General features: G+C 56.6%; 14 protein-coding genes, 2 tRNA genes and 2 pseudogenes. 9 read left to right on the plus strand and 9 right to left on the minus strand.

Annotated features, from left to right (window positions below):
- Nucleotides 1-223 precede the first annotated feature (223 nt).
- The 3 genes from JAB4_RS07150 to JAB4_RS07160 all read left to right on the plus strand — a co-directional run bounded on the left by JAB4_RS07150 (nucleotide 224) and on the right by JAB4_RS07160 (nucleotide 1,672).
- Complete coding sequence (locus JAB4_RS07150) at nucleotides 224-670, plus strand: response regulator (RefSeq protein ID WP_162995554.1); 447 nt, start codon at nucleotides 224-226, stop codon at nucleotides 668-670.
- A gap of 151 nt (nucleotides 671-821) precedes the next feature.
- Nucleotides 822-1,208, plus strand: a complete 387-nt coding sequence (locus JAB4_RS07155; protein WP_070218191.1) for a BPSL0067 family protein — start codon at nucleotides 822-824, stop codon at nucleotides 1,206-1,208.
- A gap of 8 nt (nucleotides 1,209-1,216) precedes the next feature.
- Nucleotides 1,217-1,672, plus strand: coding sequence for an STY0301 family protein (locus JAB4_RS07160; RefSeq protein ID WP_139143720.1), 456 nt, complete (start codon nucleotides 1,217-1,219; stop codon nucleotides 1,670-1,672).
- 82 nt (nucleotides 1,673-1,754) lie between these two features.
- On the opposite strand, the gene JAB4_RS07165 is transcribed toward JAB4_RS07160, so the two are convergent.
- The 4 genes from JAB4_RS07165 to JAB4_RS07180 all read right to left on the minus strand — a co-directional run bounded on the left by JAB4_RS07165 (nucleotide 1,755) and on the right by JAB4_RS07180 (nucleotide 5,122).
- A tRNA-His gene (locus JAB4_RS07165) sits at nucleotides 1,755-1,830 on the minus strand.
- A gap of 142 nt (nucleotides 1,831-1,972) precedes the next feature.
- The gene (gene murI / locus JAB4_RS07170) at nucleotides 1,973-2,818 is read right to left on the minus strand and encodes a glutamate racemase (protein ID WP_070218189.1); all 846 of its coding nucleotides are present in this window, start codon (nucleotides 2,816-2,818) and stop codon (nucleotides 1,973-1,975) included.
- A 66-nt stretch (nucleotides 2,819-2,884) separates the two neighbouring features.
- Entirely contained in the window at nucleotides 2,885-4,426 is a 1,542-nt protein-coding gene (locus JAB4_RS07175; RefSeq protein ID WP_070218188.1) for a fumarate hydratase, read from the minus strand.
- Nucleotides 4,427-4,507: 81 nt separating this feature from the next.
- Nucleotides 4,508-5,122 (minus strand): YqhA family protein, encoded by a 615-nt coding sequence (locus tag JAB4_RS07180; protein ID WP_070218187.1) that lies wholly within the window; start codon nucleotides 5,120-5,122, stop codon nucleotides 4,508-4,510.
- A 294-nt stretch (nucleotides 5,123-5,416) separates the two neighbouring features.
- Between JAB4_RS07180 and acs the strand changes: the two genes are divergently transcribed.
- From acs to JAB4_RS07195, 3 genes and pseudogenes are all read left to right on the plus strand, one after another.
- Nucleotides 5,417-7,423 carry an acetate--CoA ligase gene (gene acs / locus JAB4_RS07185; RefSeq protein ID WP_070218186.1) on the plus strand — a complete coding sequence of 669 codons (2,007 nt, stop codon included), beginning with the start codon at nucleotides 5,417-5,419 and terminating at the stop codon, nucleotides 7,421-7,423.
- Nucleotides 7,424-7,614: 191 nt separating this feature from the next.
- Nucleotides 7,615-7,705: transfer RNA gene (locus JAB4_RS07190), tRNA-Ser, on the plus strand.
- Between the two features lie 381 nt (nucleotides 7,706-8,086).
- A pseudogene (locus JAB4_RS07195) lies at nucleotides 8,087-8,404 on the plus strand (transposase); the annotation flags it as partial.
- Between the two features lie 16 nt (nucleotides 8,405-8,420).
- On the opposite strand, the pseudogene JAB4_RS07200 reads toward JAB4_RS07195, so the two are convergent.
- A pseudogene (locus JAB4_RS07200) lies at nucleotides 8,421-8,648 on the minus strand (transposase); the annotation flags it as partial.
- 177 nt (nucleotides 8,649-8,825) lie between these two features.
- On the opposite strand from JAB4_RS07200, the gene JAB4_RS07205 reads away from it, so the two are divergent.
- Complete coding sequence (locus JAB4_RS07205) at nucleotides 8,826-9,596, plus strand: sce7726 family protein (RefSeq protein WP_175444781.1); 771 nt, start codon at nucleotides 8,826-8,828, stop codon at nucleotides 9,594-9,596.
- On the opposite strand, the gene JAB4_RS07210 is transcribed toward JAB4_RS07205, so the two are convergent.
- Both JAB4_RS07210 and JAB4_RS07215 read right to left on the minus strand, forming a co-directional pair.
- Nucleotides 9,597-10,649 carry a beta family protein gene (locus JAB4_RS07210; protein ID WP_070308461.1) on the minus strand — a complete coding sequence of 351 codons (1,053 nt, stop codon included), beginning with the start codon at nucleotides 10,647-10,649 and terminating at the stop codon, nucleotides 9,597-9,599.
- Between the two features lie 4 nt (nucleotides 10,650-10,653).
- A complete protein-coding gene (locus JAB4_RS07215) occupies nucleotides 10,654-11,031 on the minus strand; it encodes a hypothetical protein (RefSeq protein ID WP_139143989.1) in 378 nt (125 codons plus the stop codon).
- Between the two features lie 671 nt (nucleotides 11,032-11,702).
- Here JAB4_RS07215 and JAB4_RS07220 point away from each other — a divergent pair.
- Together JAB4_RS07220 and JAB4_RS07225 are read left to right on the plus strand one after the other, a co-directional pair.
- On the plus strand, nucleotides 11,703-12,089 hold the full coding sequence (locus JAB4_RS07220) for a BPSL0067 family protein (RefSeq protein ID WP_070218183.1): 387 nt from the start codon (nucleotides 11,703-11,705) through the stop codon (nucleotides 12,087-12,089).
- A gap of 10 nt (nucleotides 12,090-12,099) precedes the next feature.
- Nucleotides 12,100-12,546 (plus strand): STY0301 family protein, encoded by a 447-nt coding sequence (locus tag JAB4_RS07225; protein ID WP_139143717.1) that lies wholly within the window; start codon nucleotides 12,100-12,102, stop codon nucleotides 12,544-12,546.
- A gap of 181 nt (nucleotides 12,547-12,727) precedes the next feature.
- Here the strand turns inward: JAB4_RS07225 and JAB4_RS07230 are convergent, their stop codons facing one another.
- Both JAB4_RS07230 and JAB4_RS07235 read right to left on the minus strand, forming a co-directional pair.
- Complete coding sequence (locus JAB4_RS07230; protein WP_070218181.1) at nucleotides 12,728-14,308, minus strand: isocitrate lyase; 1,581 nt, start codon at nucleotides 14,306-14,308, stop codon at nucleotides 12,728-12,730.
- Nucleotides 14,309-14,741: 433 nt separating this feature from the next.
- On the minus strand, nucleotides 14,742-15,488 hold the full coding sequence (locus JAB4_RS07235; protein ID WP_070218180.1) for a hypothetical protein: 747 nt from the start codon (nucleotides 15,486-15,488) through the stop codon (nucleotides 14,742-14,744).
- Between the last annotated feature and the right edge of the window lie 16 nt (nucleotides 15,489-15,504).

The following is a 15,504-nucleotide window of genomic DNA, read 5'->3' on the forward strand; positions in this document are numbered from 1 at the left end:
TGGACATCCGGCGCAAGGGGATAAGAATGATAATGATTCTCATTTTATCCGTCAATTGCGCAAACTGCGTAGGATGAGCTTTGCCTGGAGAAAGGCGGGAAGTGTTGCTGGCGCGGTACAGGGAGGAGTTTGGATTGCCGCTTGGCACCATTGCTGGGGTGCGGCGGCATTCTGCGTGCTCTTGTATACTGCCGCTTTTGCAGCCGTCAGACGTGAACGTACAATGAGCCAGACAACTGAAACGACACCAGGCGATTCCTCCGTGGAACGCCGCCAGGGCGACCAGCCGGCAAGTGCTGCGCGCAAATTGAATCTGCTGGTGGTCGACGACAACCAGGAAGTGGGCGAATCGCTGGCCATGCTGCTCGAAGCGCTGGGCCACCATGCGGTGGTGGTGCGCAACTGGCAGATGGCCGTCGAGCAAGTCAAGCTGTGCGTGCCCGACGCCGTCTACCTCGACATCGAAATGCCCGGCATCAGCGGCATCGAAATCGGCCGCCGCCTGCACCACAATCCCGAGACGGCCAACGCCGTGCTGATTGCCGTCACCGGCCACAGCCTGCCCATGTACATGGACGACGCGCTGGCCGTGGGCTTCCGCCACTTCCTCGTCAAGCCCGTGCGCCTGGACGACCTGGCGACGACGGTGCAGTCGGTGCTGGCGGGATAGGTGTCCTGCAGTAAAAGACGAAGAGAGCCGGCTGCATGCCGGCTTTTTTGCAAGAATGCGCCTGGGATTGGAAAAACAGTTGTGCTTGCTTAAAAGCGCCGTCCCTGATCCGGCATAGAGTGGCATGACATCTATCTCAAGGAGATGATTCATGCCCTATATTTATTCCAATGTCGCCGAGTTGAAAGGCAGGCCCGTTGTCGGTAGTCGCCACTGCGTCGCTTTGGTGCAGTACTATGCTCGCGCGCCAGTCACGGCAAACTGGCACGAGGGCGAAGCGGTGTTGGGGAACGCCATCATCAAACCGGGAACCGCTATCGCCACATTTGTCAGGGGGCGTTACCCGAACCGACCACATGGCAATCATGCCGCCTTGTTCATCGGCCAGGCGATAGGCGGGATCTATATTGCAGACCAATGGAAAGCCGACGGCAAGACCGAAATTTCGGTGCGGCTGATACGCTCGCAAGGCAAGGACAAGCGCGGTAATTACATCCACGCCAGCGATAACGCCGATGCATTTTCCGTGATTGAATGAGGTTGGTCATGGCATACTCAAAAACGACAATGGCAGCACGGATCTGCTGGCCTGCAATGGCACTGCTGGCCATATCGTGCCTGCAATCGACAGCCAGCGCCGCGCCCGTTGCCTGCCCAGTGTCGATTTCCCAGGGCTCGCTGCAGCTTGCCGATGTACCGCAAGGCTGGACCAGCTATGTCGGTTCGCCACTTTACCTGCATGCGGCGGCGCCGATGAACGGGCCACCGGAGCAGTTGGGCGAGCTGTCGGACTTCCGGCAAAAGCGCTTGAAAAAAGGTTGGGTAGATACTTATCGGCTCGATGGCAAGTTTCCGGAGGGGAAATGGCTGGCCTGTCGTTACGGCGGCACGGGTCAGCTGACTTTGGCGATGCGGCTCGACGACAGTATCGACAGCTGTACTTTTACTTATCGGCAAGGTGAGCATGTCGGTGAGCGCAACATCGCCATCCTGTGCAGATAGTCATGGTGTTTGATTTACGCCATAAAAACCTGCTCTGAAATAGAAAAAGCCCGGTTCGAAAACCGGGCTCTTCTTTATTCTGTGGGGTGGCTGATGGGGCTCGAACCCACGACAACAGGAATCACAATCCTGGACTCTACCAACTGAGCTACAGCCACCACTGTCTTACTTACCTGTTTAGCTGTTTTGCTGAACAGGTGCCGAATTATACAAAGAACTCGGCGAAGTGGCAAATCTAAATGCAGTCTTTTTGAAAGAATCGAAAGATTGCATGAAAATGGTCGCTTTTGCTCGCATCGTTCACACGGACAGGTGTGCGACGGGTGGCTGCAAGTCCAGCAAACCGGCGAAGGCTTGCGCCAATGCTTCGACCTTGGCCGTCGTGTAGCCCTGCAGCCGTGGCGCGTCGTTGTCGATGCGACGCAGGCTTGCCGCGTCCAGCAGGCGGGCCAGCTGGCGCGCCACGGCGTCGCCTGTGTCCACCAATGTGATCGTTTCCTGCGTGTGCGCGCGTACCGTGCGTTCGATGGCGTCCTGCACGAACGGGTAGTGCGTGCAGCCGAGCACCAGGGTGTCGACGCCTTGTTCCAGCATGGGCGCGATGTAGCGTTCCAGCATGGCGCTGGTGGCGTCCTGCGGGTCGTTGCCCAGCTCGCACTGCTCGATGCGGTCGGCCAGGCCGATGCAGGGCTGCAAGATGAAGGTGGCGCCCGTGGCGGCGCTCACCTGTTCGCGCAGGGCCAGCAGCTTGTCGCCGCGCAAGGCGCGTTCCGTGGCCAGCACGGCGATCTTGCCGTTGCGGCTGATGGCGGCTGCCGGTTTCAGGCCCGGCTCGACGCCGACGATGGGCAGGTCCGGGTAGCGCGCGCGCAGCGCCTTGATGGCGGCGATGGTGGCCGTGTTGCACGCCACCACCAGTGCTTTCGCGCCTTGCTGCAATAGAAAGGCGGTGATCGCCAGCGAACGGGCGATGACTTGTTCTTCCGTCTTGTCGCCATACGGGGCGTAGGCGGAATCGGCAAAGTACATCAAATCTTCCTGCGGCAGCTGCGCGCGGATATGGCGCAGCACCGACAGGCCGCCCACGCCGGAATCAAAAATGCCGATAGGCGCGTCTGGGCGGGCAGTGCTTGCAGTAAAAGTCATAGGGAGCCGTTGAAGATAAAAAAACGCCGCGCTATGTTGCCGCGCGGCGTCTATGGTAGAGCTTGTTTAAGCGACCGTCACGGGAATCTTGCTGACGCTATTGAGTTGCTCGATCTTCGCCTGCCATTCTTTCGGGCCCGTGTTGTGCACCGACGTACCCTTCGCATCCACGGCGACAGTCACCGGCATGTCGACGACGTCGAATTCGTAGATCGCTTCCATGCCCATGTCGGCAAAGCCCAGCACCTTGGCGTGCTTGATGGCTTTCGACACCAGGTAGGCGGCGCCGCCCACGGCCATCAGGTAAGCCGACTGGTGCTTCTGGATCGATTCGATGGCGACGGGGCCACGTTCGGCCTTGCCGATCATGGCGATCAGGCCCGTTTTTTCCAGCATCATGTCGGTGAACTTGTCCATGCGCGTGGCGGTCGTCGGACCGGCCGGGCCGACGGCTTCGTCGCGCACCGGGTCGACCGGGCCGACGTAATAGATCACGCGGTTCTTGAAATCGACCGGCAATTCTTCGCCACGGGCCAGCATGTCCTGGATACGTTTATGGGCGGCGTCGCGGCCCGTCAGCATCTTGCCGTTCAACAGCAAGGTCTGGCCCGGCGTCCACGAAGCGACTTCTTCTTTCGTCAGGGTGTTCAGGTCGACGCGTTTGGATTTTTCCGTGTCCGGCGTCCAGTGCACTTCCGGCCACGACGACAGCGATGGCGGCGTCATGTAGGCAGGGCCCGAGCCGTCGAGCACGAAGTGGCCGTGGCGCGTGGCGGCGCAGTTCGGGATCATGGCGACAGGCTTCGACGCGGCATGTGTCGGGTGCATCATGATTTTCACGTCGAGCACGGTCGTCAGGCCGCCCAGGCCTTGCGCGCCGATGCCCAGCGAGTTGATCTTGTCGCACAGCTCGATACGCAGTTCTTCCAGCTTGTTCTGCGGGCCGCGTTGTTTCAGCTCAAACATGTCGATGTCTTCCATCAACACCTCTTTTGCCATCAGCATGGCTTTCTCGGCCGTGCCGCCGATGCCGATGCCCAGCATGCCAGGCGGGCACCAGCCGGCGCCCATGGTCGGCACCGTCTTCATGACCCAGTCCACCAGCGAGTCGGACGGGTTCATCATGATCATCTTGGATTTGTTTTCCGAACCGCCGCCCTTGGCAGCGACTTTCACGTCGACGGTATTGCCTTCGACCAGTTCCATGTGTACCACGGCTGGCGTGTTGTCCTTGGTGTTCTTGCGGTCGAAATGCGGGTCGGCCACGATGGAGGCGCGCAGCTTGTTGTCGTCGAAGTTGTACGCGCGGCGCACGCCTTCATTGACGGCGTCGGTGACGGTGCCGCTGAAACCTTCGAAGCGCACGCCCATGCCGATTTTCAGGAAGACGTTGACGATACCCGTGTCCTGGCAGATAGGACGCTTGCCTTCCGCGCACATGCGCGAGTTGGTCAGGATTTGCGCGATCGCATCTTTTGCCGCCGGGCTTTGCTCGGCCGCGTAGGCGCGCGCCAGGTGCTCGATGTAATCAGCAGGGTGGTAGTAGCTAATGTACTGTAACGCTGCGGCGACGGATTCGATCAGGTCTTCTTGCTTTATGACAGTCATGGTGTTCTCGCGGTGGATAAGAAGGGTAGGACTCTTTGCTAAAAGCCCATGGCCGCCGCTGGCAGCCATGGGCTTCTTTCTTTAGTGTGGTGCTCTGGCTTGATTTTGCGTCACCGTCATGATGCGGTCCGTGTACGCAATCGCCATCGCCGACAGGATGAAGACCATGTGTATCACCGTTTGCGCGATGATCACTTCGATCTTGTACGAGTTGGCGTTGATGAAGGTCTTCAGCAGGTGGATGGACGAGATGCCGATGATGGCCATCGCCAGCTTCGTCTTCAGCACGGACGCATTCACATGCGACAGCCATTCCGGCTGGTCCGGATGGTCGTCCAGGTGCATGCGCGAGACAAACGTTTCATAGCCGCCGATGATGACCATGATCAACAGATTCGAGATCATGACCACGTCGATCAAGCCCAGTACCACCAGCATGATGGTCGCTTCATTGAGCTTGGTCGGCAGGGCGCCGCCCGGTACGGCCACGGCCGTCAAGACGTGCTGCAGGGCCGCGTCATTGCCGAACACGGCGCCGATCAGGTCCGACAGTTCCACCCAGAAATGAAATACGTACACGCATTGGGCAAGGATCAAACCCAGGTACAGCGGCAGCTGCAGCCAGCGCGACATGAAGATGAAGGCGGACAGGGGATGCAGTTTGCTATGTTTGGGTTTTTGTGAATGGTCGATCATCTGGAGTTTCCTGGGGGTAAATACCAATTTTTGGTATGCCCGACATTTTACACTTGCTGCTGATCACTGCGCATGCCCTCGATCTGGATTCTTGGCCTTGATGAAACACAAAGCGAGCTCATTTAATTGACTTGTTATCAGTTTTTCCATCCAGAATGCTGGGCGGCGCGCGCTTGACGCCCGTCGCCGGTGGCGATTATGGTTAGAATGGATCGAGGAAAACGCTGCATGTAAGGCGTCCGTAAGACAGCAGGAATATTGTGTTAATAAACAATTACTACACTGGAGACTAGCATGGCCGCTATAGAGAACCAAGGGCAGGGCACTGAGCAGCAGGGACCGGAAGAGTCGCGCGTATTTCAACCGTCGGCAGCATTTGCCGCACAGGCAACGATTTCCGGCATGGACGCCTACCGCGCCATGGTGGCCGATGCCGAACGCGACTACGAAGGCTTCTGGGCCAAGCTGGCGCGCGAAAACCTGAGCTGGAAAAAGCCGTTTACCCGCACCCTGAACGAAGACAACGCCCCGTTCTACAAATGGTTCGAAGACGGCCAGCTGAACGTGTCGTACAACTGCCTGGACCGCAACATTGAAAATGGCCTGGGCGACAAGACGGCCATCATCTTCGAAGCGGATGACGGCACCGTCACCAAGGCAACATATAAAGAGCTGCACGAAAAAGTCTGCAAGTTCGCCAACGGCCTGAAAGCCAAGGGCATCTCCAAGGGCCACCGCGTGATCATCTATATGTCGATGTCCGTCGAAGGCGTTGCAGCCATGCAAGCCTGCGCACGCATCGGCGCCACGCATTCCGTCGTCTTCGGCGGCTTCTCGGCGAAATCCTTGCAGGAACGCATCATCGACGCGGGCGCCGTAGCCGTCATCACGGGTGACGAGCAATTGCGCGGCGGCAAAAAGCTGCCATTGAAATCCATCGTCGACGAAGCGCTGGCGCTGGGCGGCTGCGAGTTCGTGAAAAACGTCATCGTGTACAAACGCACCGGCAGCGATCTGCCGATGGTGGCTGGCCGCGACACGTGGCTGCACGACCTGGTCGAAGGCCAGAGCGCGCAATGCGAGCCGGAATGGGTCGATGCCGAGCATCCACTGTTTATCTTGTACACCTCGGGTTCCACCGGCACGCCGAAGGGCGTGCAGCATTCGAGCGGCGGCTACCTGCTGTGGGCCGCGCTGACGATGAAGTGGAGTTTCGACATCAAGCCGGACGACGTGTTCTGGTGCACGGCCGACATCGGCTGGGTGACGGGCCACAGCTACATCGCGTATGGCCCGATGGCCGTGGGCGCCACGCAAGTGGTGTTCGAAGGCATCCCGACCTACCCGAACGCGGGCCGTTTCTGGGAAACCATCAAAAAGCACAACGTCAGCATCTTCTACACGGCGCCTACGGCCATCCGTTCGCTGATCAAGGCGGCCGACGTGGACCCGAAAGTCCATCCAGGCAACTACGACCTGACCAGCCTGCGCCTGCTGGGCACGGTCGGCGAGCCGATCAATCCGGAAGCGTGGATGTGGTACTACAAGCACATCGGCGGCGAGAAATGCCCGATTGTCGATACTTTCTGGCAAACGGAAACGGGTGGTCACATGATCACCCCGCTGCCAGGCGCCACGCCGATGGTCCCCGGTTCCTGCACCCTGCCATTGCCGGGCATTATGGCCGCCATCGTCGACGAAGCGGGCCACGACGTGCCGAACGGCCAGGGCGGTATCCTGGTGGTAAAACGTCCATGGCCATCGATGATTCGCACGATCTGGAACAACCCCGAGCGTTTCAAGTCCAGCTATTTCCCGGAAGAACTGGGCGGCAAGATGTACCTGGCAGGCGACGGCGCCATCCGCAACAAGGAAACGGGCTACTTCACCATCACGGGCCGCATCGATGACGTCTTGAACGTGTCGGGCCACCGCATGGGCACGATGGAAATCGAATCGGCCCTGGTGGCCAACCCGCTGGTGGCCGAAGCGGCCGTGGTGGGCCGCCCGGACGACACGACAGGCGAATCGATCTGCGCCTTCGTGGTGCTCAAGCAAGCGCGTCCGACGGGCGAGGAAGCGAAGAAGCTGGCCCTGGAGCTGCGCAACTGGGTCGGCAAGGAAATCGGTCCGATTGCCAAACCGAAGGAAATCCGTTTCGGCGACAACCTGCCAAAAACCCGCTCCGGCAAAATCATGCGCCGCCTGCTGCGCGTGCTGGCCAAGGGCGAGACGATCACGCAAGACGTGTCGACCCTGGAAAACCCGGCCATCTTGGATCAGTTGAAAGAAACGTCTTAATAGCACCAAGCAACATCCGGGGTCAGACCCGCCGGGTCTGACCCCAGCAGTTACTGGGCTGGGTGTTTCAAACTTTTACCCCTGGGTAAATAACTTTGGCAGTCCGTAGAATCTTTGCTATAATCTGCGGCTTCGCGACAAGCGATATGCAGTACACAATGTGAGCAAGCAAGACGCGCGCATTGCCTTCAGGAGAGATGGCTGAGCGGCTGAAGGCGCACGCCTGGAAAGCGTGTATAGGGTAATACTCTATCGGGGGTTCGAATCCCCCTCTCTCCGCCAAAGACGAAAAAGAAAAAGCTACCCTCGGGTAGCTTTTTTTTCGTCTGTAGGCGGAGAGAAGCACGCCCCCTGCGGGGCGTGCGCGGGGGATTCGAAGGGTCGGGCCTACCGGCCCGGCCCTCTCCGAATCTACTGGCTGCTGCCGCTGCGCGGCAGCCTCGCGCGCCGCAGGCGCGCGTTCGTGGTTCTAATTAGGTTTTCGACTGAGCAAGCTTTTACTGCGCCTATGCCTCAGTCCGTGTCCGAATGCCGGACCTGACCCCGACACTTGACCCCGACACTCTCGTGGTTCTAATTAGGTATTGACTGAGCATGCTTTTACGGTGTCCAATGCATCAGTCTGTGTCCGAATGGCGGACCTGACCCTGGCGGTCCTACAAGGCATTTGCTGCCTTTCTTGGCGTCACTCCTCGTCAGCGCAATTCAGGCGCCTCAGTGAAGGGACGCACGATGATCAGTCGTACCGGCAATACCTCGCTGCGCGCCGCGCTTTACATGCCCAGCTTGGTCGCACGTCGCTACAATCCCCTTCTCTGCCGTTTTGCAGAACGCTTGTCTGCAACGGGCATGGCGAAAAAAGCCGTAATTGGCGCGATCATGCACAAACTAGCACATCTGATCTATGGAGTGATCCACACTAACAGGCCCTTTGATGCGCATTATTTGGCAAAAGGACTTGTCATTCAAGACGGTATCTGACCCCGCGCGCGTGCTCAATGCGCGCCTCGAGTTCCTGTATTCGCTGCTGGTCCGGCGTGATTGCCTTGCCCTGAGGCGTGATACCTTGTCGCTCCAACTGAAGCTGCTGCACCCAGCGGCGCATCAGCGATTCGCCGACGCCGACCGACTGGCTTGCCTCCGTATGGCTGTATCCTTGATCCAGTACCAGGCATGCCGCCTGCTGTTTGAACTCAGGGGAAAACGTACGTCTTTGCTTGCTCATCAAACACCTCTCTGTGGCGAGCATTCTCGCCTAAATCAGTGTCCGGGTACATTAAACCACTACACTTTTCATAAGCAGGCCTTTGGTAATCTAAGCCCAGACTATATACTGGTAAGTTAAGTCAAATTTGTGCAATCACACAAATAATTACTTTATTGCAATTTCTGAGGGCATATTGTGTTAAACGAAGGCGATATCAAGGCTGCGGTCATCGACAAGTTGTTTGCGTCGGATGCGCTTGCTGATGCAGTTTTGATAAATGAAATGGTAGTTGCGAACTGGAGTCGGCGCGCTGATTTGGTAGTGGCCAATGGAAAGTTGCATGCATTCGAAATCAAAAGCGACCTGGACACTCTTCGTCGCCTTGATGGGCAAGTTGAAACATACTTGCAGCGCTTTGACAAGGTCACGGTAGTGTGTACTGCAAAATTTGCTTATTTGATCAAAGATTGCATAGATTCACGTGTTGAAATTTGGTGCGCAGCACCAACAGACCAAGGTGTCAAATTGACAGTATTTCGACGAGGGCAATCTTCTCTCGTATCGAACAAGCGCATTCTTTGTGGCTTTCTGCACAAAGCCGAGCTGATCACGTTGCTAAAACGTGAGGGTAGAAATGTAAGTGCAGAGACCCCCAGAACACACTTGGAATGTGAGTTAGATGCGCTGTCGGTACGTCAAATCCGAGACTTTGTTTTGCAGTCCCTTAAAGAAAGATACAAAAGTACCTTTGAGCAGTTTTGTGCAAGTAGGCAGAGTCAAACCTGCCCTGAAGACCTCGCAAGACTAAGTAAGTTCAAGAATCAGTTCCGCGAAGGGGATAGAAGCGGTGAAGAAATTTTTACCGCTAATCCTGAAAATGCTGCGCAATTAGACTTGCTGGCGTTGGCAGCAAAGTTCGGTCCGTTACCATCAGATATGCCAACCTACGTTCGCCGTCGGGCCTAACTAGTCATCTTCGCTACTAAACTCTTGGTGTGAAAGTTCAAATTGGCGCGTGAGGTGTAAGTTCACTCGCACGGCAATCCAATGACTGCGAGATTTCATCCCGGTTACATCACCTCCTGCCGCTTTGCGAATCATTTCAGCTCCCCAGGTATCGTCTGTTGCACCGTCATCCCAGCGCGTCAAAATCGATCGTGCAGCATCGACATATCCCTCGCCATCAGAATTCGGACGTCTTTCGAAAAGCCAAGCATCATACAAAGAGCAATCAATTTGGGGTGTATACTTTCCACCCGTGGCCGCTTTGGTGCGTGCGTGAATTGAACCATGGTCGCCATAGATCACCACATCAGACCCAATTGCTTCGTATAGCTCCCTCTCAAGAATGCTAACAATTCCTGCTGTCGCTTGGCCTGGCGGTTGAAGGAATGAGGTAACTGAAGCTGGATAGCTTGTAGAAATAACTGCAATCTCAGCGCTAGGTATCTCATCACGAATGTCGTTTACAGACGAAATGCAGGCCGCGATACTTGCTGCCATTGTTTCTCGTATGTAGCCAGCATCAATGACTATTAATGCATTCTTGGGGTCATCCATCGCCGACATGGCGGTAATAACTTTGCTCGTGTCGGCTTGGAAATCAGATATGCGGAAGGCTATCCTGCGCCCCAAAGCTTCCAGGTGACGGGTTTGTCGAATAATTTGTGGAAGCCGAGCTATTTGCGAGAACTGGACAGTTGGAATCGCTTGATCGAAGGATTTCACGAAGTCTCGCCAAGTCTTGAAGTCATCAGTGGGATTGAGCAATCCATGTACAGAGCTGTTCTGATACATGACTTCACGGGTCACATCTAGGATAAAGGGATTGCCTTCTGAGGCCTTCACCAATTCATTCATAGACTCAGACAAATCGTCACACCGTGGCCACGCGCCAGCTCTCATGATGGGGACTAAGGCCTTCTTGACATGCGGCCGCAAGTTCGCGTATCCGGCTATTTCGGCCGGCCGTGTACGAAGGCTTGGAAAGTAAGGGTAATCGCCAAATTCGATTGTCATGAATTTACTCCTGAGTAGGTTGATCAGTTTGCGCTTGGGTCTGCTTGCGACGGGCGGTTTTAGTAGATTGGGATGCCAAGTATTCCCCGATAACCATGATACGGTCCTTCTCCGCCTTGAGCTCGGCGACCTCCATGGACAAGGCAGCGACACGATCACAAAGAGCTGCAGCCAGGCGCACCAAGCGCTTTCCTACCCAGCCACATACCACCGCAGTCAGCAGGGCTGCGACCCAGCCGGATGCAGTAAGCACTACAGTGTCGGGCTGCGCACGATAAAAGGAATAGAGTGTAAGAGCAATAGCTGCGAAGCCGAGAAAGAAGCTCGCGATACCAACCCACAAACTGACCATCGTTGCAGTGTCTGTGTCCACCCGATTCATACTTCCTCCGCAACGCCGCTGTGTTGTAGTTACAAATTTTTTTCGAAAAGTAGCTTGCCAGTTTAGCATGGGTATCACAGGTGAATATTCCTCAGGTCAACTATTTTGAGACTGTGGACCACCCTAGGGCGAATAGGTCTAAATTTATTACTTACAACATCCAGATTTCGTCGACTGGAGAAGACAGAGGATTATGTGCGTGGTTGTTCAGTAATCTAGCAATCCCCATTGCAGATATGTCCTGTTATTAATTCAGTTTCCAACGGCCGATATGCTGTGCTATTTAATGGTTGCCTTGAGCTAGTGATTATCGGGGCGGGTACACTTATAGATGAGCTCGTGTCAATGCGACGTGGCATTCAATCGGTGGCTCTTTTTGATGAAAGCCTCGGATAATTCGGCTTATTGAGGTATCAGCGAAATATTAATTAAGTAATAATTTTTCGGGGTGCTTATGAGGGTAAATTGAAAATTGAATTTGTCCGATAACCAGTGCCAGCACGGCTCAAAGCCGAGGATAGGAATCCCCCTCTCGCCAGCCGGCTGTACTGAGGCTGGCTTGGCACGCGGGCGCGTTTTTGCATTACTCCCCTCATACATTGTCCCTTCTCAACTCCCCCTCAGTTTCCCGCATGTATCGTAAGCCTCTCCCACAAAGCCAGGAGAGCCCCATGTCCTACACCTGCACCAAAGTCACCGACCTGGAAAAAACCACCATGGTCGGCAACCATCAATGCGTCGCGCTGGTCCGTCACTACGCGGGTGCGCCTGCCACATTGGCCTGGAAGCAGGGGGAAGCGGTGCTGGGAAATCGTTTGCTGCGCAAGGGCACGGCCATTGCCACGTTCATCAACGGTAAGTATGCGAATCATCAGCAAGGCAATCACGCTGCCCTGTATATGGGGCAGGCGCTGGATGGGATCATTGTCATGGACCAGTGGACGGGCAAGCGCCCGGACATCGTGACTTCGCGCACCTTGCGTTCCAAAGGCCAGTACAAGAATGGCTTGCATATTGACCCCAGCAACAATGCCGATGCTTTTTTCGTCATCGAATAGGGAAGTATCCATGCAACCTAAACGTTTGTTGACCGGCGCCGCCTGCTGCCTATTCCCCGTGTTCGCGCAGGCTGCCATGCCCGCCCCCGCCCCCGCCGCTGATGCTTGCCCGGACAGCGTGCCCGAGGCGTCGATCAGCCTGAACGCCGTGCCAGCTGGCTGGACGCCGTATATCGGCAGTCCGCTCTACCTGAGTGCAGCGGCGCCGATCGATGGCGCACCGGAGCGCAGGGGGCAGCTCGTGCCCAGCGGGGAGCGCACGAAGCAAGGGCGTACAACGCTCAGCTACCGGCTGGAAGGCCGCTATCCAGACGGCAAGTGGTTGCAATGCAGCTACGGCGTGCATGGGGAAGTCACGCTGTCGAGGAGAATGGACGACAGCGTCAGCCTGTGCGAATTCACCTACAGAAAAGGCCGCAAGGCGGGGCAGAACGAGATCGATATCGTTTGCCGGTAAGTGAGTTGGTATCGGCGCTATTGCCTGGTGAATCGCAGGCCGCTGCAATCAGTGCCTGCGGCCGTGCATGTCGGCTTGCGCGTTCCGCTAAGCCGACCTACGCAACTGCCGCCTGCCCGTAGTGCAGACGCAAAAAAGCCCGCCGAAGCGGGCTTTCTCACTCTACAGCCAAGCCAAAAGCTCAGAACTGATTCATGGTGTTGTCTTTGCCAGCCGCCTTCAGCGCCGCTTCGCCGCTGAAGTAATCCTTGTGATCGTCGCCGATGTCCGAGCCGGACATGTTTTGATGTTTCACGCAGGCGATGCCCTGGCGGATTTCCTTGCGCTGCACGCCGGCCACGTAGCCCAGCATGCCCTGGTCGCCGAAGTATTCCTTGGCCAGGTTGTCGGTCGACAAGGCGGCCGTGTGGTAGGTCGGCAGGGTGATCAGGTGGTGGAAGATGCCGGCTTCGCGGGCCGAGTCGGCCTGGAAGGTGCGGATCTTCTCGTCGGCCTGGACCGCCAGTTCCGTCTGGTCGTATTCCACGCTCATCAGCTGGGCGCGGTCGTAGGCGGACACGTCCTTGCCTGCCGCTTTCATCGCATCGAAGATTTGCTGGCGGAAGTTCAGGGTCCAGTTGAACGATGGGCTGTTGTTGTACACCAGCTTGGCGTTCGGGATGACCTTGCGGATTTCGCTGACCATGCCGCCGATTTGCGCGATATGCGGTTTTTCCGTTTCGATCCACAGCAGGTCGGCGCCGTTTTGCAGCGAGGTGATGCAATCGAGCACGCAACGCTCTTCGCCGGAACCGGCGCGGAACTGGAACAGGTTGCTCGGCAGGCGTTTTGGACGCAGCAGCTTGCCTTCGCGCTTGAGGATGACGTCGCCATTGCCCAGCGCGTCGGCCGACACTTCTTCGCAGTCGAGGAAGGAATTGTATTGGTCGCCCAGGTCGCCTGGCTCATTGGTGACGGCGATCTGCTTGGTCAGGCCGGCGCCCAGCGAGTCGGTGCGGGCAACGATGATGCCGTCGTCCACGCCCAGTTCCAGGAAGGCGTAGCGGATGGCGCGGATCTTGGCCAGGAAGTCTTCGTGCGGCACCGTGACTTTACCGTCCTGGTGGCCGCATTGTTTCTCGTCGGATACCTGGTTTTCGATCTGGATGCAGCAGGCGCCCGCTTCGATGAACTGTTTCGCCAGCAGGTACGTGGCTTCCGCATTGCCGAAACCGGCATCGATGTCGGCGATGATGGGCACGACGTGGGTGATGTGGCCGTCGATCTTGGCCTGGATGGCTTGCTTGGCATCGCCTTGGGCCGCGTCCAGCTGGCGGAACAGGCCGCCCAGTTCGCGGGCATCGGCCTGGCGCAGGAAGGTGTACAGCTCGCGGATCAGACTGGTGACGGCGGTCTTTTCATGCATCGACTGGTCTGGCAGCGGGCCGAATTCGGAGCGCAGGGCGGCAACCATCCAGCCGGACAGGTAGAGGTAGCGGCGGTCGGTGCTGTTGAAGTGCTTCTTGATCGAGATCATCTTCTGTTGACCGATGAAACCGTGCCAGCAACCGAGCGACTGGGTGTACTTGGATGGGTCCGCATCGTAGGCGGCCATGTCGTTGCGCATGATCTTCGCCGTGTAACGGGCGATGTCCAGGCCGGTCTTGAATTTGTTCTGGGCGCGCATGCGGGCGGCGGACTCGGGATTGATGGCGTTCCAGGCGCTGCCTTGTTGCTCTTTCAAACCAGCAACAGCTTTGATGTCGTCTTGATATTGGGACATGTGAATCTCCTAAAAAGAAAAGCTATGTTTGAGAAAATCGCCGAGTGCGCCACAACGTCTTGTCGAAGCAAACTGCATGACTAAATAGTAGGCCGATTCGCGCCGATGTTCAAGTCTTATATAAGACATATAACTTAAATTAAGTCTTTGTTTTTCAATGGATTAATTATGATTTTTCATGATGTGGTATGAATTTTCAAAAAGTGAGAGCATCAATGGCTGAGCCTGCTGTTTGATATTTCGCGATGTGAAACGTCTTTTCAGAATTTGGTGCAGCGCGACAAATCGGGGCGAAAAAAAACCACCCGAAGGTGGCGTTGGCCGGCGTGTGGCTCCGTGCTGTGTGGTTTGGCGCAGTTGGCCAGCCGGGCTGGCCTCATCGTGCATGGCACCCACCCACAGCCAGATGGTGGATGCGACCTGGGCCTAGCGCTCAGGGCACTCCTGCCACCGGCCGATTCATGGTATTGCCGTCTGCACCTAGGGAAGGTGACTCGATTGCGCCGGCAGTCAATTCTGACAGCGGTACCGAGTACAAAATATGCCCGTCTCCAACGGTGATCTTTGTGGTCACCATCAACTTGTCGTCCTCAATGATTACATCTTTAAATCTGTAATGAAAAGCTACTTCATCTGGCGGCGTGACGAGGATGACGCGGTCGCAAATTGTTTCTCCCTTTTTGCTCACATGCAGCTTCAACGTGAATGCATCAAGCGTCATGCTGCAATCGAGGCGGCACCGTATGCCGGCGTGGCGAAAATTTTTGTCTTTGAATGTCCATGCATTGCGGTAACCGCCAGCCTTGAATGCATCCAGCCAGCGCAGCAAGTCGTCGAGCGGAATGGCCAATTCCGACGCTGCCCGCGTTAGCCCGATGACCAGCAGGTCGATGTAATACGCGGCAAGCAGGTGGGTAGGGATGGCGCGGCAGCGGTCGATGTCAAAGACGACAGGCACCGCCAGGGCATTGCTTGACACGAGATACATTGCGCGCAGCGGGGCGCTGCAGCCGATGATGCAAATTTTATTGAATTTTTCGCAATTGAACTTGAATGTTGCCAGCTGGCGTTCAAGGAAATTGCAGATATGGCGAGTCTGATCCCGGATGATGGCAACGTCTTGCGAGCGGCCCTGGAACTCCACCAGGTCGGGGTAGAGGTAAATTTGTTTTAATATCATGATCCGCTTGTGAAAG

It is taken from the genome of Janthinobacterium sp. HH102, from assembly GCF_001758625.2.
In the GTDB taxonomy this organism is placed as follows: domain Bacteria; phylum Pseudomonadota; class Gammaproteobacteria; order Burkholderiales; family Burkholderiaceae_D; genus Janthinobacterium.